Raw genomic sequence first — 18,404 nt, forward strand, 5'->3', positions numbered from 1 at the left:
CGTTGCTTAGGAAAGGTGTATCCCAGCCTTATTTATGTGACCATATTTAATGGGCTATATTATTTTCTGTGCAAAAATTACCTGTTGTGGGATTTAAAAGACAAATATTTAAGTACGGGGACACTTCGGAAAATCCATATATTTTTGATTAATCCTTTAATGGTTCTGTATTTTTTGGCCCGTGTTCCTGGAAACCTTTTTATGAAAGGGATATATATTGCAAAAAAATCCATACAATCCCTGATGGTGGAATGGGTCGGTAATAAGCTGAAAATGATTTATTTTGATCATGGCTGGAACTTTGGCTGGTCGATGATGATCTATGCGAAAATGTATACGTTTAGTCTGCTGATACTTCGAAGGCCGTTATTAACTACTATACTCTCGATTTTTACAACTATCTGCTTTCTATTGACGTTTAATGTTCCTATACCGATTCAGATCAAACTTCGCCAATTTATGAAGCGACTGCTCAGATTTTATAAGGTCAATCGCCAGTTTGTCTTGGCAGTTTTAACGGTTATTATGACTCTTTTAGCGCTGGTGAGAGGGAGAAGGAAAATGAATATTTTCTTCTGGATATTATATACCATCGGACGTATGTTTTTTCTTCCTGTTTATACAGAAAAGGTGGCGTGGAAGCAGTGAATTCTAGAGTGCTTTTTGATACAGGAAAGAGAATATCACGGTGTTGACAGAATACTGACGGGGGTATATGATGTTCGTACACTGTTTTTCAATCCATTGATGAAGCAGGGATTGGCAAATGGTTGTTGATTTTGTATGATAATATTAGAAACTTGAATAATTAAAGGATGCATCCCTTCGTTCATTATAGAAACGTGCTGAAGATTGGAAAGGGGAAATATCAGTGGAATATGACACACAGACAAAGAACCGGATGAAACGAATTGAAGGACAAGTCCGGGGATTATTAAAAATGATGGAAGAAGAAAAAGAATGCCGGGATGTTGTGACGCAAATGTCCGCGGTTAGAAATGCCCTTGACCGAACAGCTGCATTAATAGTCAGTAAGAATCTTGAGCAGTGTATTCGGGAGGAAAAAGATAGCGAAGAGAATTCTGAGGATCTTATAAAGGAAGCTGTAAACCTGCTTGTAAAAAGCAGATAAAGTGAGACTTCCATCAGTGGGGGGGGGTTCTCATCCCTCACTGATGGTTAGTTGAACTTATCAGGAATTTACTGACCGTTTATCCCCCACTTAGCCTTGCTGGGTTACCCTCAAGACTAAGTGGGGGATTACGGCCAGTTAATACGTGATAAATAGATGGGTTGACATTTTAAAATCAGTATATTACCCTTTCTTACAGGGTAAACAAAAGATGTTAACCCTATTTTTTATAGAGTTACAAATACCCCTACCTGTATATGTATTATACAATTGGATGTGCATTAGTCCCATCAACCATGTTGGAAATAGGGGTATATGAAACTAATAGAGTATGGAGGTTATCAACATGAAGGAAATTCAACCAAAGGAACTGGCAAAAAAATTAAGATCAGATGAGGACGTCAATGTTATTGATGTTCGTGAAGATGATGAGGTTGCACAAGGAAAAATCCCTGGTGCAAAACATATTCCGCTGGGTCAAATTCCAGATCGTTTAAATGAGCTGGATAAAAATGAACATTACTACATGGTCTGTCGTTCTGGAGGCAGAAGTGGCAGAGCCTGTGAAATTTTGAAATCTGAAGGCTTTGATGTAACAAATATGAGCGGCGGAATGCTTGCCTGGGAAGATGAAACGGAATAATTAAGGAGGTTCATAAATGACTATACAAGCAAATGAAACCTTAGATGCAACAGGATTATCATGCCCGATGCCGATTGTGAAAACGAAAAAGGCGATTACGAATCTTGGGCCTGGCCAAGTCATTGAAGTTCAGGCTACGGATAAAGGCTCCACTGCCGATATGAAGGCATGGGCAGATAATACAGGTCATCATTACCTCGGAACTACTGAAGAAGGCGATGTACTTAAACACTACATTCGGAAGGCCAGTGAGTCTGAATCGAAAGAAGAAACAAAGCATGAAGATGTAGTGGATTTGGAAAATCTTCGCCAAAAGGTAGAAGGTGATGAAAAAATTTCAATCATCGATGTTCGGGAGCCTGCTGAATATGCTTTTGGTCATATTCCGGGAGCTAAAAACATCCCATTGGATCAGCTTGAGGAACATATCGATGAAATGGATCCTGAAGAGGACCTGCACATCATCTGCCGTACAGGGAATCGCAGTGATCTGGCAGCACAGAAGCTTGCAGAAAAAGGTTTTAAATCCGTGAAAAATGTAGTACCGGGCATGTCCAGCTGGGAAGGCCCAACTGAAAAAAATCAAGACTAATATTTAGGAGGAGATTTATTATGGCAAACACAAAAATCGCGATTATTGCAGCAAACGGAGGACTTTTCGACGCTTATAAGGTATTTAATATTGCATCTGTAGGAGCAGCTTCTGACGCAGAGGTAGGAATATTCTTCACATTTGAAGGTCTGAATTTAATTCACAAGGATGCACACAAGAACCTTCCATTACCTGAAGGAAAAGAACACTTCCAGGAAGGATTCAAAAATGCCAATGTACCTTCCATTGAAGAACTAGTGAGCATGGCGCAGGAAATGAACGTTAAAATGATAGGCTGTCAAATGACGATGGACGTTATGAACCTTGATAAGGATCAATTTGTCGATGGTGTAGAAGTAGGCGGAGCAGCTTCATTTATTGATTTCGCTAAAGATGCTGACATGACACTTACATTCTAAAAAAGGGGGAAATGGAATTGTCAAAATCAATCACAACGAAAGAACTTGCCCAAAAAATCGCAAATCATGAAAAAACGATGATTTTGGATGTGCGAAATACCGATGAATTTGATAATTGGAAAGTAGAAGGCGGCAACGTAGAGGTAATCAATGAACCCTATTTCAATTTATTAGATGGAGTGGAACCTGTTGCTGACAAATTGGATAAAGATCAGGAAATCATTGTCCTATGTGCTAAGGGTGGCTCTTCTGAAATGGTTGCCGATATGATGGAAGAAGAAGGATTTACAAATGTATACAGTCTTGAGGGCGGAATGAAGGCCTGGAGTGAACACTTAGAACCAGTCAAGATTGCTGATTTAAACGATGGAGGTGCTCTATACCAATTTGTTCGTCTTGGTAAGGGCTGCCTATCCTACTTTGTAGAATCGAATGGCGAAGCGGCCATCATTGATTCCAACCGTATGACGGATATTTATGAAAACTTCGCGAAGGAAAAAGGTGTGGAAATCAAGCATGTTCTGGATACCCACCTGCACGCAGACCATATTTCAGGTGGCCGTAAGCTGGCGGATAACGCAGGTGCAACCTATTATCTTCCACCTAAGGACGCAACGGAAGTAACCTTTGACTACACACCACTTGAAGAAGGAAACGATATTACAGTTGGAAATACAACTGTGAAGGTTCAGCCGTTATATTCTCCAGGTCATACAATGGGAAGTACATCTTTCATTATTGATGATCAGTACCTTCTGACTGGAGATATTCTATTCGTGAGATCTATTGGTCGTCCGGACCTTGCAGGACTTGCAGATGATTGGGTGGGCGATCTTCGTGAAACCCTATATTCACGTTACAAAGAACTATCCGATGACTTAATTGTTCTTCCTGCTCACTACTCCTTTGCGGAAGAACTTGGTGAAGGTGGTCAGGTATCCGCAAGACTAGGCGATCTGTATGATCAAAATTCAGGCTTAAACGTGGATGATGAAGAAGAATTCCGTAAGATGGTGACAGAAAATCTGCCGCCACAGCCTAATGACTATGAAGATATTCGAAAAACCAATATGGGTAAAATCAGTCCTGAATTAGAAAGACAAAAAGAAATGGAGACGGGACCAAACCGTTGTGCCGTTGAAGGCTAAATGATAGGAGGAGAAACAATGGAAGCAGCAAAAGTATTAGATGCAAAAGGTCTATCCTGTCCAATGCCAATCGTTAAAACGAAAAAGGCGATTGAAGAATTGGAGGCTGGGGAAATTTTAGAGGTTCATGCGACAGATAAAGGTGCTAAAAATGATCTGACCGCATGGGCTAAGTCCGGCAGTCATGAAATTGTTGATAGTACCGAAGAAGATGATGTTCTGAAGTTCTGGATTAAAAAAGGTTAATAGGTTTTGGGAAGATATTAATGCTAAATAGCAATTATAGAAGGTGCATTATAGCCGCTGCGGAAATATACTTCGCTTTCACCCAAGGGCACAAGTGCGACATCTACTCAAACTCCCTTTGGTCATTTTCGTAGTGTCTTCTTTGCCGTGGGCGGCTGGTGAGCCTCCTCGTGCTATCGCACTGCGGGGTCTCACCTAGGCCTTCCTCCCACAGGAGTCTACGTATATTTCCTCCGCTAATACGTGGTTTTATAAAATCTCTTTCTCAAAACTAAAAATAAGCGGTGATTCTCAATATTGAAATAGGTATCATTACTGATAACAATTGAAATAGGAGATAGGGGGCAGACGATGGAATACAGTATACTCTTCATGATTACCCTATTTTTAATTGGCTTTGCCGGTTCCTTTTTATCCGGAATGGTAGGAATTGGTGGGTCCATTATTAAATATCCAATGCTTTTATATATTCCTGGATTGCTCGGATTTGCAGCCTTTACAGCACATGAGGTTTCAGGAATAAGTGCGATTCAGGTATTGTTTGCTATGATTGCTGGTGTATGGGCCTATCGAAAAGGCGGCTATTTAAACAAACAGCTCATTATTTATATGGGTGTAAGTATTTTAATCGGGAGTTTTATCGGTGGATATGGCTCTCAATTTATGAGTCAGGACGGAATTAACTTTGTCTATGGAATCCTTGCTACGGTTGCAGCCATTATGATGTTTATTCCGAAAAAAGGTGTCGATGATATTCCTCTGGATGAGGTGACCTTTAATAAGTGGTTAGCTGCAGGAGCCGCATTTATTGTAGGTGTAGGAGCCGGTATTGTTGGAGCGGCTGGGGCATTTATTCTTGTGCCAATCATGCTTGTGGTTTTTAAAATCCCAACGAGAATGACCATTGCCTCTTCATTAGCGATTACCTTTATCTCATCAATTGGTTCCACAGCTGGTAAAATTTTAACAGGCCAGATCCTGTTTATCCCTGCTATTATTATGATTATCGCAAGCCTTATCGCTTCACCACTCGGTGCAAAAGCGGGTCAAAAAATGAACACAAAAGTTCTGCAGGGGATTTTAGCTGTACTTATTCTCGGAACAGCGATTAAAATCTGGGCTGACTTTTTCTAATCGAATATTAAAGGGAGAGGAATTATGGATATGATTCAATGGATATTACTCATCTTATTAGCGTTTCTTTTGATTAATCGTTTTATGCCTGTGAAAGGAATTACCAATATTGCTTCACAGCAGGCGAAGGATAAATTTAAGGATAAAAATGTTCAATTTGTTGATGTTCGTACGCCTGGCGAATATAAGGCCAATCATAAAAAGCCATTTAAAAATATTCCACTGCAGCAGCTTTCAGGTCGAGTGAGTGAACTTGATCCTGATAAAGAAGTGGTTGTGGTTTGTCAAAGCGGAATGAGAAGTATGAAAGCCGCTAAAATGCTTAAGAAAAAAGGTTTCAATAAGATTAGCAATGTTAAAGGCGGTATGGGTGCCTGGGTATAATAACCGAATGAATCACTCGCTAACTCCAAGTAACTTAGAGCTTGGGGTTATTTTTTTATGGTTTTGAGGCGGAGCAGAGGGTGGCGTGCTGGATTTCATGAGGGCTGGTGGGACGGATTCAATCTGATTGGCTGATTTATCAATCAGATTACGGGTTTTATCGGTCATTTTGCACATGATTCACGTCTGGATTGAAATTTATACGTTAGGGCTTGGTTGTTGCTGGGATTTATCTGTCGCTTGGTTTTTTTTATAAGTCAGTATAAGGATTATATCGGTCTGTTTGTGATGGATATCCGTATGTGTGAGATGTTTATCGGTCAATTTACACGTTTTATCCATTTGCCACCGGGGTATCCGTCGTTTTTCTTACAACCATGTCAATTCCAGGCAGTTATCCGTCAAAATGAGATGTTTATCTGTCAAAAATGCTCATCTATCAGTTTAACTTCATTCAAACAAAAAGCCCAACCCCAGCAAGAGGTTGGGCTTTCATTTTTAATTGTCCGCTTCCAGATGATCGTCCAGAAACTGCATCCGATCATTAAATAAGGTTGGATAGGATAAATATCCAAGCAGAATACTTGTGACAACCGCCGTGGTTAGCAGAAGGAATAAGATAAGCAGCTGAAACATGACGGCCTGAACGGGATCGGCCCCGGCGATAATCTGACCGCTCATCATTCCGGGCAATTGGACGAGGCCGATGGTTTTCTGGCTTTCAATGGTTGGAATGGTACTAGCTTTTATGGATGTTACCAGCTGCCTGTGAATGGCTTGTTTAGGCGTTCCACCCAAAGATAAGATCAGCTCGGTCTGATCCTGCTGGTTAGTGATCTCAGACGTGAAACGATTTAAAAACAGGATCGCCAGCACCATGGAGTTTCCAATCACCATTCCGCTAATAGGAATGATGTATTGAGCCGTTGCCGGGGTTATATCCAGCCCCAATAAAATGCCCTGGGTTAATAGTTCAATGAAAATAAATGTGACGACAAGCTTCCAGATGATTCCTTTAATAGAAGCACCTTTTCTCTGGGCATTGTGTGTAGCTGCTGTAATCATAAGAGCAATCATGAGCAAAATATAGATCATATGCTCAGAATCAAAAACAAATTGAAGCACATATCCAACCGCCAGCAATTGAATGATGGATCGAATGGCGGCGATGATTGTATCTTTCTCCAGCCCCAGGTTAAAGGTTTTTGATAATAAAAGGGGAATGACAACAAAAATGAGCGTAATCGATAAAGTTAAGTAAGTCATTCAATTTCCCCCTTTACAAAGTGCTGTACAGCAGAATTACGGGGGTGATTGAGTAAATCGCTGGGGCCGGTTTCAACGACCTTGCCCTCCATCATCACCCATGTATAATGACCAACATCCAGGGCCTGCTGCAAGTTATGAGTGATCCAGATAATGGTGGTATGGTAAACTTCATTAATTCTCGCGATCAGTTTTTCAATATCTTCCTGGGATACACGGTCAAGTGATGACGTGATTTCATCAAGCAGTAAAATCTCCGGCTGATTGACAAGGGTTCGGGCGATGGAAAGCTTCTGCTGCTGTCCGCCTGATAGATCCTTTGTATTCCGATGTAAATAATCCTCGGGCAGACCGACTAATTTGAGTAACTCCTTTGCCCGATCTTCAGACAATTGCTGTTCCTGCAGTTCTAAGGGTAAATTCAGATTATCATAAGCATTCCCTTTAATCATCGGTGCACTTTGCAGGGCGATGCCAACCTTTTGACGCAGATGAACAGGGTTGTAGTTTTTTATATGCCGGTCCAAAATATAGATATCTCCATTATCCGGTGATTTCAGTCCGTTACATAGCGTGAATAATGTGGACTTACCAGCACCGGACGGCCCGACTAACGTAGTGATTTTTCCTTCAGGGAATGATCCGGTGATGTCTTTTAAAATATGTAATCCATCATCAGAGTAATTCACTTGTTCAAATCGTATAGCCGTATTATCCGCGGACATGGATTCATCACTCACTTTAGAGGTTTATTTTTCATTATTCTTTCCTTATTTTATGGAATGCTATTCCTGTATTCAAGATGATTGCTCAGACCTGAACAAAATCCCGGGGGCTTTCGACTGATAGAGTTTTTGTTATTTACTATGTATAGAAAAGGCAGGGGACAATATCTTTACCCTGCCTGGTATTACAGGTTCATTCGTGAAAAGGATAAAGGAAAACCACGAATGAAATGAACTTAATGAACTTACTTACTATATACGGAGGAATACGTTTTCCAGCCACCATCAAGGTTTTTCGCCTGGAAGCCGTTATTTTGTAGAATTTGCGTTGCTACGTATCACGAAGTCCAACCTGACAGTTTACATAAAGGGTTTCATCTTTTGACAGCTCATCCAGACGATTACGTAATTCATCGAGTGGGATGTTCATGGCTCCATTAATATAACCATTCTCCAGCAACGAAAAGAGCCTATGAAATAAATGATGTTTTGACAGGCTCATAAAAAAGTTTGCTGAAACAAGGAAACCTCTTTGTTAAATATTCATTAACTTACGCAGTTCACTGTCATTTACAACCAAGTCCTGAACGGTATATTGCTGCAGGACCTCCCAGAATGCCCTCATTGCCTCATGCAGGGTATGCTTAAGCTTACATGCCGGCGATATGACACAGTGATCGGCTCCTTTGTCAAAGCATTCAAGTAAGGCGAAGTCATTTTCCATATAGCGTACGACCGTTCCAACATTGATTTCATTTGCTGGTTTGGCCAGGCGGATTCCACCGTTACGACCCCGAACCGTTTCCAGTAATTCTATCTTATTTAATTCATAGACAATTTTTCTAAGATGATGATCGGATATATGAAAAGTCTGAGAGATTTCTTTTATACTTGATAACTCATTTTCTTCTTTGGCTGCACAGAAAATGAGGACTCGCAGGGCATAATCGGTGTACTTTTTGAGCTGCATACATGATTCTCCTTATTTAATTGCTTCACAATATTGTAACACAAATCCGGCTTAACCCTATTGAGATAGTGCTTATATTAATAATAAAATAAAAGGTTTATTCAAAATACATCTTTTTTGAAAAGGGGAGTGCTTTGATTGAATACAGAAACGGCAACAGGATTAGATAAGCAAACGAAGGAAATTGTTAAATCAACGGTTCCTGTATTAGAAGAACGAGGAACAGAAATTACAAAGCGTTTTTATGAGCGAATGTTTGAAAATCACCCTGAATTAAAAAATATTTTTAATCAGACCAATCAACGAAAAGGCGACCAATCGAAAGCATTAGCAAACATGGTATATGCAGCTGCACTACATATTGATAATCTGGAAGAAATTTTGCCGGCTGTTCAGCCTGTTGCCCATAAGCACAAAAGTTTAAATATAAAACCTGAGCATTATCCTATTGTGGGTGAAAACCTGTTAATGGCGATTCGGGAAGTATTAGGGGAAGAAGTAGCTACGGATGAGGTGCTTGCTGCCTGGGAAAAGGCTTATGGCGAGATTGCCAATGTATTTATTTCCATTGAAGATCAAATGTATCAGGAGGATGAGAATCAGCCTGGTGGATGGACCGGCTTCCGAAACTTTAAAGTGAAGCAAAAGGTGAAAGAGAGTGATGTGATTACATCCTTCTATCTGGAGCCTGCAGATAACCATCCATTCCCACCTTTTAAACCTGGACAATATATAACAGTAAAAGCTGACATTGAGGGAGAAGCTTATACCCACCGTCGTCAGTACAGTTTATCGATTGCTCCTAATGAAGGGGTTTATCGTATCAGTGTCAAAAGGGAAGAAGCTCTTGATGAAAATCCGGATGGCGTGGTATCAAACTATTTACACGATCATGTAGAAGAAGGAGATATCATTCCGATTAGTGCTCCTTCAGGTGATTTTGTTCTTGATACAGATGATCAGCGCCCGCTTGTTCTTCTTAGTGGTGGCGTCGGTTTGACACCAATGATGAGTATGCTGGAAAGTGTAGTAGAATGGCAGCCGGAACGCGAAGTTATTTTTATACACGCAGCAAGATCCGGTAAATTCCATGCGATGAGAGATCGTGTACGTTCCATTGATCGGGATTATAAACAGGTAACCACCTATTTTGTCTATGATAGTCCTGAAGAGGAAGATGAAGGCAAATATGATAAAAAGGGTTATGTGGATTATGAGTGGTTGAAATCTGTTGTTCCTACCAATGATGCTGCCTTTTATTTCTGCGGACCTAAAGGGTTTATGAAGGCTATTTACCAAAGTCTTACTCAGTATGAAGTGTCTGAAGAGGACATACATTTTGAAATCTTCGGCCCTCAGACTGATATTACAAATTAATCATGTCATTATATAAGCGCTGGGACAAATGACTGATTTGTCTCAGCGTTTTTTTGGTTTACAAAAGCAGAGATTCTTTTAAAAGAATTTCTGAATTCCTACTTGACTTATCTGAATTATTGCAATAAACTGTTAGTTAAAATTAAATAAATTCTTATCCAGAGAAGTGGAGGGACCTGGCCCTGTGAAGCTTCAGCAACCTCTGACATGGTCAGAAAGGTGCTAAATCCAGCGAGTTTCATCTCGGGAGATAAGAGTGGATCGTGCACATACACCCTCTTTTCTCCATTCAGAGAAAAGGGGGTTTTCTAATGGTAAGATGCATTGACTTATAACAGAATTCGAAAACTAACGACTTCAGGAAAGGGTGAAAGAGCACATGAGTAAAATTGTTTTATTATCAGGCAGTCCTTCTAACCCTTCACGTTCAGATAGGGTTGTGAGCTACTTAGGACAGTTACTGGAACAGGAAAATTTCTCAGTTTCCTCTGTTTCGGTTCGTGATTTTTCTTCGGAAGATCTGTTTCAGGGTCGATATGACAGCGTTGATATTCAGCAGCTCACAGCACTCATTCAAAATGCAAAAGGCGTCATTGTGGGTTCGCCGGTCTATAAGGGGGCCTACTCCGGTGTTTTAAAAGCTCTGTTGGACCTGCTGCCACAGGATGTCTTTCAATCCACCCCTGTTCTGCCGGTAATGACAGGGGGCAGTGCCGGACATCTGTTAGCGCTGGAATACAGTTTAAAGCCTGTTTTGGCAACTTTAAAAGCACATAACCTAAAAGGGCTTTATTTTTTAGATCATCAGATTAATAAGTATCAGGAGCTCCCGATTGTAGATGAGGAGATCCTGTTGCGGTCGAAAAAACAATTAAACTATTTTGTTGAAATTATCAAGCGGGATACGACTATTACGGCCTATTCTTCATAGGGGAAAACTGAAAAAACAGGAGGATTTTATGATGAATAAACGTATCTATTTAAATGCGTTTGACATGAGCTGTGCTGGTCATCAGTCACCTGGACTCTGGACTCATCCTGATGATGAATCCCACCGGTATAAGGATAAGGAATACTGGATCGAACTTGCCAAGTTATTGGAAAGAGGGAGATTTGACGGTGTCTTTCTGGCCGATGTCCTCGGTCCGTATGACGTTTATCAGGGCTCACGGGATGCTGCGGTTCGACAGGGCGCACAAACACCGGTCAATGATCCGATGCTTGTGGTTCCTTTAATGGCAGCTGTCACAGAGCATTTAGGTTTTGCGGTTACGGCATCGGTCACTCATGAACATCCCTATCCTTTTGCCAGGAAAATGTCTACCTTAGATCATCTGACAAATGGACGTGTGGGCTGGAACATTGTGACCTCGTATTTAAGAAGTGCAGCGGTGAATATGGGAATGGAAAATCAGATTAAACACGACGAACGGTATGATATTGCAGGGGATTTTTTGCAGGTGTGTTATAAGCTTTGGGAGGCAAGCTGGGAGGATGAGGCAGTCCGTCTTGATAAAGAAGAAGGCGTGTTTGCAGATCCTGATAAAGTTCATGATATCCACCATCAGGGAAAATATTTTCAGGTGCCGGGTGCTCATTTAAGTGAACCTTCACCGCAGCGGACTCCCGTGTTATATCAGGCAGGTGCATCGAAAAAAGGAAGAGCGTTTGCTTCCAGGAATGCAGAGCTTGTTTTTATAGGAGCCCCGACCCTTAAAGCAGCCAAAAAAACAGTTGAAAGAATAAGAGGGGAGGTGAAAGAAGCAGGGCGCGCTCCTGAAGAAGTCAAAATCCTGCCGATGTTTACGCCGATTGTCGGTAAAACAGAGGATGAAGCCTGGACTAAATTCCGGGAGTACCAGGATCATATCAGTCACGAAGGTGCCCTCGCACTATTTGGTGGATGGACTGGAATTGATTTATCTGAATACGATTCGGATCAGGTGCTGGAATATATTGAAAATGATGCCATTCAATCTATGGTCGAGAGTTTTACCAAAATTGATCCCGATAAGCAATGGACCGTTGAGGAAATCAAAAACTTCATCGGCATCGGTGGAATGGGGGCATTTACGGTTGGATCACCGGAACAGGTTGCAGATACGATGGAAGAGTGGGTGAGAGAAGCGGGTGTGGATGGCTTTAATATTGCGTATGCGATCACCCCTGGGACGTTTAAGGATTTTGTGGAGTATGTGGTTCCGATTTTACAGGAAAGAGGACTCGTTCAGAAAGAATATAAAGGGGAGACCTTTCGTGATCGGATCTTTCATCAGGGCAATCAGTTGCCAGCCCATCATCCAGGGAAAAATACAACATCTGTACTTGTATAAAGGTGGGAGGATTCCTGTGCTTGCATGCGGGAATCCTCTTTTTATCATGGAGAAGAGCGGATACACAGAAGCGAATTCTACATCAAATTCCACCAATATTTTATTAAATTTTCTAATAACATTGAAATGTATAAAAATTTACTATATTATATAAAAATACATATTTAAAAGGGGTGAATAAGTTGAAGATTTTAGAGAGGATTAGTCAATTTGCGGGGAATACGTTTGCGATTTGGGTCATTCTTTTCGGTATAATAAGTTTCTTTTTTCCAGAAGGGTTTACGTGGATTGCCCCGCACATTGCTTTATTACTGGGAATCATTATGTTTGGTATGGGCCTGACGCTGAAATTGGAGGATTTTAAAGGTGTCCTGAAGGCTCCAAAAAGTGTATTATTTGCGGTTCTGGGTCAATATACAATTATGCCACTGCTTGCATTCGGACTTGCATCAGCGTTTCAGGTTCCGGCTGAGGTAGCAGCAGGAATTATTTTAGTAGGCTGTTGTCCGGGTGGAACAGCTTCGAACGTCATGACCTTTCTGGCAAAGGGAAATACAGCTCTGTCCGTTTCGGTAACCGCCGTTTCTACGTTGCTGGCACCAATCCTTACTCCGGCACTGACATTGCTATTTGCCAGTCAATGGCTGCCTGTGTCGTTTATGGACATGTTCATTTCCATTGTTCAAATCGTCCTCGTACCCATTGTTTTAGGAATTATTGTACGCCTTCTATTTTCCAGACAAGTGGAAAAAAGCATTGCCGTGCTCCCGCTCGTTTCAGTTATTGGTATTGTTGCCGTGGCATCTGCTGTCGTCGCAGTCAATACAGAAGCCATTGTAACTACAGGGCTGTTAATCTTCAGCATCGTCGTCCTGCACAATGTTCTTGGGCTTATGATTGGTTACTTGCTGGGTAAATTGCTAAAACTTGACTTCAGTGATCAAAAAGCCGTTTCCATTGAAGTTGGCATGCAAAACTCAGGACTTGGTGCTACACTCGCGCAGTTACATTTTGCTCCTATTGCAGCGGTCCCAAGTGCTCTGTTCAGCGTGTGGCATAACATTTCCGGACCAATCCTGGCCACATGGTGGGGGAAGAAGAGTGAGGAGGAATCTTTGTCTGAACGTAAGACTGAAGTACCAGGCTAAATAAATTGTATTTTAAATCAATGAGGATCGTCCTGATGGATAGGCGATCCTCATTTTTTGTAGTGAAGGGAATTACAGACCTTTTTCTGGTCCCATCAGGAAGGATGACTCTTTAGAGTGGAATGGTTTACCACCATCCACCTCCAAAGCCTCCATACCCATAACCACCGCCGTTACCATAGCTTCCGTATCCACCGCCATAGCCACTGGCACCGACGATGATCAGGAGAATAAAGAGAACAACAATTAACGCAAAGCCAGTTCCATAGCCTCCTTGACTCACTCAAAAACACCTCCTTTGCACCAGTTACGATATCCTATGTTCACATGATGTTTGTTGTATAGATACCTGGACTAAGAAGGAGTCTTATTCCGCATTTGTCACAGGTTTATAAGTAAAAAACTTACAATAATTATGAAAACGATTGCATTTTTAAGAATATTCATGAATCAAACCAAATAACTATAGTACACAAAGGGGGTGGACAAATCAGTACGTACTTAAATGAATGATTAACTGAAGAAAATCTGAATAAGGAGGGAAATGGAATGAGTGATAAGCAGCTAAGTCAGAAACAGCGGGAGTATTGGAAAAAGAACATACGATTAATTGTGACTTTACTTATCATTTGGGCTTCCGTTTCACTTGTTGCAGCCATCATCCTGGCCGAGCCGCTAAGCAATGTTTACTTCTTTGATGTGCCATTATCTTTTTGGTTTGCCCATCAAGGGTCTATTGTTGTGTTTATTTTCCTGGTCTTTACCTATGCTATTCGAATGGACCGACTTGACAAGAAATACGGTGTGGAAGAAGTCATCCTTACCGAAAAGAAGGATTCAAAGGGGGATGAGTCATGAATTTAGATGTGGAAGTCATTACCCTGACCCTGGTTCTAATAACTTTTGCGATTTACATTTACATCGGCTGGTGGGCAAAGGTTAAAGACACAAGCAGCTTTTTTGTTGCCGGTAAAGAGATCCCTGCTGTAGCTAATGGGGCTGCAATCGCAGCTGATTGGATGTCAGCAGCATCCTTTATTTCCATGGCTGGCCTTATTTCATTCTTAGGGTATGATGGAACGATCTATTTAATGGGGTGGACAGGTGGATATGTACTGCTTGCCCTGTTATTGGCACCATACTTAAGGAAGTTTGGCCGTTATACTGTTCCTGATTTTATTGGGGACCGATATTATTCCAATAAAACGAGAGCGGTTGCCGCAATAGCTACGATTTTCATTTCATTAACCTATGTAGCCGGACAAATGCGTGGTGTAGGAATTGTATTCAGCCGCTATTTACAGGTGGATATTACAATCGGTGTCATCATCGGAATGGCGATTGTTGCTTTCTTCGCTGTACTGGGTGGTATGAAAGGAATTACTTGGACACAGGTTATTCAATACTTTGTTTTAATTATAGCCATTATTATTCCAGCAGCTGCTATTTCCCTGCAATTAACAGGTATTCCTGTTCCTCAATTAGGCTTAACATTCTCCGATATTGCTGAACGATTAAGTACACTTCAGGTTGAACTTGGTATGGATGAATACCTGGCTCCCTTCCAGAATATGTCTGGGCTGAATGTGTTTGCTGTAACACTTGCACTTATGCTGGGTACGGCGGGGCTTCCTCACGTCATTGTCCGATTCTACACGGTTAAAGACGTTCGTTCCGCGCGCTGGTCTGCCGGATGGGCGTTAATCTTTATTGCCCTGCTTTATACAGTTGCACCAGCCATAGGGGTGTTTGCTAAATACAATTTAATTAACACTTTTAATGATGCGCCCATAACTGAGGTTCGTGATATTAGCTGGGTAAGCAAGTGGGAAGAAACCGGTCTGTTGGGCTTAAATGATAAAAATGGAGACGGAATGCTGAACTTTACAGAAGAGGGCTCACCAGCAAATGAGGTAACGATAGACCCGGATATCATTGTATTATCTACCCCGGAAGTAGCTGAACTATCTCCATTTATTATTGCACTGGTCGCCGCCGGTGGTCTGGCTGCAGCCTTGTCGACAGCCTCAGGTTTGCTTCTGGCCATGTCCAGTGCGGTTTCACATGACTTGTACTACCGGATTTTCAGACCGCAAGCAAGTGAAAAGCAGCGGCTGAAAATCGGACGGATTATGATTTTCCTGGCCGTTATCGTTGCGGGCTATTTCGGTATAAATCCACCCGGGTTTGTAGGAGAAGTGGTGGCATTTGCCTTTGGTTTAGGGGCTGCCAGTCTGTTCCCGGCGATATTACTTGGAATATTTGATAAACGCATGAACCGGGAAGGGGCCACATGGGGGATAGCCATTGGTTTATCCTTTACCCTTACCATGATTTTACTGATGAGATCCGTTCAGGTATTTGGTACGGAAACTCAGATTTTGGATAGCTTCTTAGGGATCGATGCACTCGGAATTGGAGTGGTCGGAGCGATTTTAAACTTTGTTGTTTCTTTTGTCATCTCCAGAATGACGCAGGCCCCACCAAAAGAGATTTCAGATATGGTTGAGGAGATTCGGGTACCAAAAGTATCGGAATCAGGTGAAAAGTAAAAAGAGTCTATTCCTTTTCCTGTTTTGCAGGGGAGGAATAGACTCTGCCTTTTTTAACATTTTGAAAGAAAGGAGGATATAATCATGCTCATTCTATTTTTTCTGACCATTTTAATAGCATTTTATCTGTTTCACCCACATCTGAACATTCTGGCCGTTAAAAAGGTGCTCGGAATTACCTTGTTTGTGGAATTATTTTATTTAATTGGACATTATATGTCAGGCTGGCCCTTTCCAACCCCTGTGGTGATTCTGCAAATCTTAATTGTTGTCGCCACAGGTGTAGCTATAGGCGTGCTTTTCTCAAGAATCTGGCCCTTGCCTGATAAAAAAGGCTTTGAACGAATTGCACGTACCCTTCTGATTATGATACCCGCATTAGGAATTGGGATAGGGATGCAATTACTGCTTCAGGGGCAATATGCCACCCAAGCACTCTACCTTATTTTTGCCCTGTCTGCCTGGCTGGGTTCAGGTCACTTCATACGTGAAACAGCCCAGTCATAGGCTGATAGATTCATAGAAAGGAGCAGATCGATATGAAAACCTCATTAACTCCACTGGATTGGAAAAGAAGAGCCGTGAAGTATTATCCGGAAAAAATTGCGGTGATTGATGACAGGAAAACATTTACGTATCGGGAATTTACCGAACGTACGGATCAATTATCCAAAGCCTTGCATCAAGCTGGTATTCAAAAAGGAGATCATGTGGCGGTCATGCTTCCGAATACTCATTATATGCTTGAGTGCTTTTATGGAATCAGTCAGCTGGGAGCTGCGATGGTCCCGTTGAATTACCGTCTGTCGGCAGAGGATTTGGAGTACATTATTCAGCACAGTGATGCAAGGATGTTAATTGTAGATGAGGAATTTTCCGGTCCGATTGAACAGATTGTTTCCAGCCTTTCTTTGGAGAAAATCATTATTGTCTCGGTAGAAGGCTTTCACACCTCCTTAAATGGAACCGATTATGAAGCGTTTATAAGTGAAATTCCTTCAGATGCAACACTTCCGGAAGTGGACATCGATGAAAATCAGCTGCTGACGGTAAACTATACAAGCGGTACCACTTCCAAGCCTAAGGGTGTGATGCTTACACATCGGGCCAATTATATCAATGCCGCGAATTTTATGTATCATCTTGATGTGAAGAATGAGGATGTATACCTTCATACCCTCCCAATGTTTCATGCAAACGGGTGGGGAGGTGTCTGGGCGATAACCGGAGCGGGTGCTACACATGTGTTTCTGCGCAAGGTTGATCCGCCTTACATTTTAGAGTTGTTTGAAAAAGAACACATTACCTTGCTGTGTGGAGCTCCGACCGTTATTAATGTGCTGGTGAATGAGCCAAAAGCTAAGGAGGCGAACATTCCGACAAAGCCTCGTATGGCTACAGCCGGTGCACCGCCGGCAGCTGCATTAATTCATAAAGCCCAGGAGATACTTGGCCTAAACATGATTCATGTGTATGGCCTGACAGAAACCTCACCCTTTATTTTATATTGCGAATGGAAAAAGGAATTTGACACTAAAACTCCTGATGAACAGGCAGTGATTAAGGCAAGACAGGGCATTGAGCTTGCCTTTAATGGTGAAACAAAGGTGATACGACAGGATGGAGAGGAAGTGAAATGGGACGGACAGGAGCTCGGTGAAATTGTCACCAGGGGAAATGTGGTGATGGAAGGCTATTACAAGAACCCTGAAAAAACGAAAGAAGCGTTGAAAGATGGCTGGTTTCATACAGGCGATCTGGCCGTCACTCATCCGGATGGGTATATTGAAATCCGGGATCGGGCAAAGGATATGATTATTTCGGGAGGGGAAAACATTTCCTCCACGGAAGTTGAAGGGGTTCTCTATAAGCATCCTGAAGTACGGGAAGCAGCAGTGATTGCTATTCCGCATGAAAAGTGGGGAGAGGTCCCAAAGGCAATGGTCGTCTTACAGCCGGAAGCAGATGTTACAGAAGATGACATCATTACTTACTGCAGAGAAAATATGGCCCATTTCAAAGCCCCGAAAAAAGTACAGTTTGTCGAATCTTTGCCAAAAACAGCGACTGGAAAATTGCAAAAATACCGCCTGCGTGAAATGCACTGGGAAGGGGATAAAAAGGTGAATTAAGCAGCGAAAGCTATACAGGTATACGATGAAAAGGTGTTTCCTATTGAACAGGGAACATCTTTTTATCACGCATTAACTGTCTGTAATACCCCCACTGATGGTTAGTTGAACTTTATATTACAATGATTCGCTGGTTCAGCATCCAAATATAAACAACAGCGAATCATTAACAGTGTTCTTTATGGTTTGATAGAATAAGAGGA

20 protein-coding genes, 2 pseudogenes and 1 riboswitch are annotated in these 18,404 nt (G+C 41.8%); of the genes and pseudogenes, 17 read left to right on the forward strand and 5 right to left on the reverse strand.

Annotated elements, in window-relative coordinates:
* The first annotated feature begins 201 nt into the window (after positions 1 to 201).
* The 9 genes from ABD006_RS16535 (at position 202) to ABD006_RS16575 (ending at position 5,698) form a co-directional block, all read left to right on the forward strand.
* Positions 202 to 648: a hypothetical protein gene (locus ABD006_RS16535; protein ID WP_343843477.1), complete on the forward strand. Its 447-nt coding sequence runs from the start codon at positions 202 to 204 to the stop codon at positions 646 to 648.
* Between the two features lie 223 nt (positions 649 to 871).
* The gene (locus ABD006_RS16540) at positions 872 to 1,132 is read left to right on the forward strand and encodes a metal-sensitive transcriptional regulator (protein ID WP_343843480.1); all 261 of its coding nucleotides are present in this window, start codon (positions 872 to 874) and stop codon (positions 1,130 to 1,132) included.
* 346 nt (positions 1,133 to 1,478) lie between these two features.
* Positions 1,479 to 1,775 carry a rhodanese-like domain-containing protein gene (locus ABD006_RS16545; RefSeq protein ID WP_343843483.1) on the forward strand — a complete coding sequence of 99 codons (297 nt, stop codon included), beginning with the start codon at positions 1,479 to 1,481 and terminating at the stop codon, positions 1,773 to 1,775.
* A 16-nt stretch (positions 1,776 to 1,791) separates the two neighbouring features.
* Entirely contained in the window at positions 1,792 to 2,367 is a 576-nt protein-coding gene (locus ABD006_RS16550; RefSeq protein WP_343843486.1) for a sulfurtransferase TusA family protein, read from the forward strand.
* A 20-nt stretch (positions 2,368 to 2,387) separates the two neighbouring features.
* Entirely contained in the window at positions 2,388 to 2,786 is a 399-nt protein-coding gene (locus tag ABD006_RS16555) for a DsrE/DsrF/DrsH-like family protein (RefSeq protein WP_343843488.1), read from the forward strand.
* A 17-nt stretch (positions 2,787 to 2,803) separates the two neighbouring features.
* Entirely contained in the window at positions 2,804 to 3,934 is a 1,131-nt protein-coding gene (locus ABD006_RS16560; protein ID WP_343843491.1) for an MBL fold metallo-hydrolase, read from the forward strand.
* Between the two features lie 18 nt (positions 3,935 to 3,952).
* On the forward strand, positions 3,953 to 4,180 hold the full coding sequence (locus tag ABD006_RS16565; protein WP_343843493.1) for a sulfurtransferase TusA family protein: 228 nt from the start codon (positions 3,953 to 3,955) through the stop codon (positions 4,178 to 4,180).
* Positions 4,181 to 4,531: 351 nt separating this feature from the next.
* Positions 4,532 to 5,314, forward strand: coding sequence for a sulfite exporter TauE/SafE family protein (locus ABD006_RS16570; RefSeq protein ID WP_343843496.1), 783 nt, complete (start codon positions 4,532 to 4,534; stop codon positions 5,312 to 5,314).
* A gap of 24 nt (positions 5,315 to 5,338) precedes the next feature.
* Positions 5,339 to 5,698, forward strand: coding sequence for a rhodanese-like domain-containing protein (locus tag ABD006_RS16575; RefSeq protein WP_343843498.1), 360 nt, complete (start codon positions 5,339 to 5,341; stop codon positions 5,696 to 5,698).
* 498 nt (positions 5,699 to 6,196) lie between these two features.
* Here ABD006_RS16575 and ABD006_RS16580 read toward each other — a convergent pair whose 3' ends face one another.
* The 4 genes and pseudogenes from ABD006_RS16580 to ABD006_RS16595 form a co-directional block, all read right to left on the reverse strand.
* On the reverse strand, positions 6,197 to 6,964 hold the full coding sequence (locus tag ABD006_RS16580) for an ABC transporter permease (RefSeq protein WP_343843500.1): 768 nt from the start codon (positions 6,962 to 6,964) through the stop codon (positions 6,197 to 6,199).
* Positions 6,961 to 7,689, reverse strand: a complete 729-nt coding sequence (locus ABD006_RS16585) for an ABC transporter ATP-binding protein (protein WP_343843667.1) — start codon at positions 7,687 to 7,689, stop codon at positions 6,961 to 6,963. The genes ABD006_RS16580 and ABD006_RS16585 overlap by 4 nt, the downstream gene beginning before the upstream one ends.
* Before the next feature lie 245 nt (positions 7,690 to 7,934).
* Positions 7,935 to 8,143: pseudogene (locus tag ABD006_RS16590) on the reverse strand (rhodanese-like domain-containing protein); the annotation flags it as partial.
* A gap of 81 nt (positions 8,144 to 8,224) precedes the next feature.
* On the reverse strand, positions 8,225 to 8,659 hold the full coding sequence (locus ABD006_RS16595) for an Rrf2 family transcriptional regulator (RefSeq protein ID WP_343843503.1): 435 nt from the start codon (positions 8,657 to 8,659) through the stop codon (positions 8,225 to 8,227).
* A gap of 138 nt (positions 8,660 to 8,797) precedes the next feature.
* On the opposite strand from ABD006_RS16595, the gene hmpA reads away from it, so the two are divergent.
* The 4 genes from hmpA (at position 8,798) to ABD006_RS16615 (ending at position 13,517) form a co-directional block, all read left to right on the forward strand.
* Positions 8,798 to 10,036 carry an NO-inducible flavohemoprotein gene (gene hmpA / locus ABD006_RS16600; RefSeq protein WP_343843506.1) on the forward strand — a complete coding sequence of 413 codons (1,239 nt, stop codon included), beginning with the start codon at positions 8,798 to 8,800 and terminating at the stop codon, positions 10,034 to 10,036.
* 151 nt (positions 10,037 to 10,187) lie between these two features.
* A riboswitch (SAM riboswitch) is annotated at positions 10,188 to 10,293 on the forward strand.
* Positions 10,294 to 10,415: 122 nt separating this feature from the next.
* Complete coding sequence (gene ssuE / locus ABD006_RS16605) at positions 10,416 to 10,967, forward strand: NADPH-dependent FMN reductase (RefSeq protein WP_343843509.1); 552 nt, start codon at positions 10,416 to 10,418, stop codon at positions 10,965 to 10,967.
* Positions 10,968 to 10,995: 28 nt separating this feature from the next.
* Positions 10,996 to 12,369 (forward strand): LLM class flavin-dependent oxidoreductase, encoded by a 1,374-nt coding sequence (locus tag ABD006_RS16610; protein WP_343843512.1) that lies wholly within the window; start codon positions 10,996 to 10,998, stop codon positions 12,367 to 12,369.
* A 182-nt stretch (positions 12,370 to 12,551) separates the two neighbouring features.
* On the forward strand, positions 12,552 to 13,517 hold the full coding sequence (locus ABD006_RS16615) for a bile acid:sodium symporter family protein (RefSeq protein ID WP_343843515.1): 966 nt from the start codon (positions 12,552 to 12,554) through the stop codon (positions 13,515 to 13,517).
* Between the two features lie 205 nt (positions 13,518 to 13,722).
* On the opposite strand, the pseudogene ABD006_RS16620 reads toward ABD006_RS16615, so the two are convergent.
* Positions 13,723 to 13,800: pseudogene (locus ABD006_RS16620) on the reverse strand (YjcZ family sporulation protein); the annotation flags it as partial.
* A 266-nt stretch (positions 13,801 to 14,066) separates the two neighbouring features.
* Between ABD006_RS16620 and ABD006_RS16625 the strand changes: the two are divergent.
* The 4 genes from ABD006_RS16625 to ABD006_RS16640 all read left to right on the forward strand — a co-directional run bounded on the left by ABD006_RS16625 (position 14,067) and on the right by ABD006_RS16640 (position 18,201).
* Complete coding sequence (locus ABD006_RS16625; RefSeq protein ID WP_343843518.1) at positions 14,067 to 14,375, forward strand: DUF4212 domain-containing protein; 309 nt, start codon at positions 14,067 to 14,069, stop codon at positions 14,373 to 14,375.
* Positions 14,372 to 16,069, forward strand: coding sequence for a sodium:solute symporter family protein (locus ABD006_RS16630; RefSeq protein WP_343843521.1), 1,698 nt, complete (start codon positions 14,372 to 14,374; stop codon positions 16,067 to 16,069). The genes ABD006_RS16625 and ABD006_RS16630 overlap by 4 nt, the downstream gene beginning before the upstream one ends.
* 84 nt (positions 16,070 to 16,153) lie before the next feature.
* Positions 16,154 to 16,576, forward strand: a complete 423-nt coding sequence (locus ABD006_RS16635; protein WP_343843524.1) for a hypothetical protein — start codon at positions 16,154 to 16,156, stop codon at positions 16,574 to 16,576.
* Positions 16,577 to 16,608: 32 nt separating this feature from the next.
* Positions 16,609 to 18,201 carry a long-chain-fatty-acid--CoA ligase gene (locus tag ABD006_RS16640; RefSeq protein ID WP_343843527.1) on the forward strand — a complete coding sequence of 531 codons (1,593 nt, stop codon included), beginning with the start codon at positions 16,609 to 16,611 and terminating at the stop codon, positions 18,199 to 18,201.
* The last annotated feature ends 203 nt before the right edge of the window (positions 18,202 to 18,404 follow it).

This window comes from Salinibacillus aidingensis (genome assembly GCF_039522525.1).
In the GTDB taxonomy this organism is placed as follows: Bacteria; Bacillota; Bacilli; order Bacillales; family Alkalibacillaceae; genus Salinibacillus; species Salinibacillus aidingensis.

What these genes read in the sequence shown, in the direction of transcription:
- ABD006_RS16535 (WP_343843477.1), top strand. Translation starts at nt 202, where the DNA reads ATGAAAGGGATATATATTGCAAAAAAATCCATACAATCCCTGATGGTG.
- ABD006_RS16545 (WP_343843483.1), top strand. Translation starts at nt 1,479, where the DNA reads ATGAAGGAAATTCAACCAAAGGAACTGGCAAAAAAATTAAGATCAGAT.
- ABD006_RS16550 (WP_343843486.1), top strand. Translation starts at nt 1,792, where the DNA reads ATGACTATACAAGCAAATGAAACCTTAGATGCAACAGGATTATCATGC.
- ABD006_RS16555 (WP_343843488.1), top strand. Translation starts at nt 2,388, where the DNA reads ATGGCAAACACAAAAATCGCGATTATTGCAGCAAACGGAGGACTTTTC.
- ABD006_RS16565 (WP_343843493.1), top strand. Translation starts at nt 3,953, where the DNA reads ATGGAAGCAGCAAAAGTATTAGATGCAAAAGGTCTATCCTGTCCAATG.
- ABD006_RS16570 (WP_343843496.1), top strand. Translation starts at nt 4,532, where the DNA reads ATGGAATACAGTATACTCTTCATGATTACCCTATTTTTAATTGGCTTT.
- ABD006_RS16575 (WP_343843498.1), top strand. Translation starts at nt 5,339, where the DNA reads ATGGATATGATTCAATGGATATTACTCATCTTATTAGCGTTTCTTTTG.
- ABD006_RS16580 (WP_343843500.1), bottom strand. Translation starts at nt 6,964, where the DNA reads ATGACTTACTTAACTTTATCGATTACGCTCATTTTTGTTGTCATTCCC.
- ABD006_RS16585 (WP_343843667.1), bottom strand. Translation starts at nt 7,689, where the DNA reads ATGTCCGCGGATAATACGGCTATACGATTTGAACAAGTGAATTACTCT.
- ABD006_RS16595 (WP_343843503.1), bottom strand. Translation starts at nt 8,659, where the DNA reads ATGCAGCTCAAAAAGTACACCGATTATGCCCTGCGAGTCCTCATTTTC.
- ssuE (WP_343843509.1), top strand. Translation starts at nt 10,416, where the DNA reads ATGAGTAAAATTGTTTTATTATCAGGCAGTCCTTCTAACCCTTCACGT.
- ABD006_RS16610 (WP_343843512.1), top strand. Translation starts at nt 10,996, where the DNA reads ATGATGAATAAACGTATCTATTTAAATGCGTTTGACATGAGCTGTGCT.
- ABD006_RS16625 (WP_343843518.1), top strand. Translation starts at nt 14,067, where the DNA reads ATGAGTGATAAGCAGCTAAGTCAGAAACAGCGGGAGTATTGGAAAAAG.
- ABD006_RS16630 (WP_343843521.1), top strand. Translation starts at nt 14,372, where the DNA reads ATGAATTTAGATGTGGAAGTCATTACCCTGACCCTGGTTCTAATAACT.
- ABD006_RS16635 (WP_343843524.1), top strand. Translation starts at nt 16,154, where the DNA reads ATGCTCATTCTATTTTTTCTGACCATTTTAATAGCATTTTATCTGTTT.
- ABD006_RS16640 (WP_343843527.1), top strand. Translation starts at nt 16,609, where the DNA reads ATGAAAACCTCATTAACTCCACTGGATTGGAAAAGAAGAGCCGTGAAG.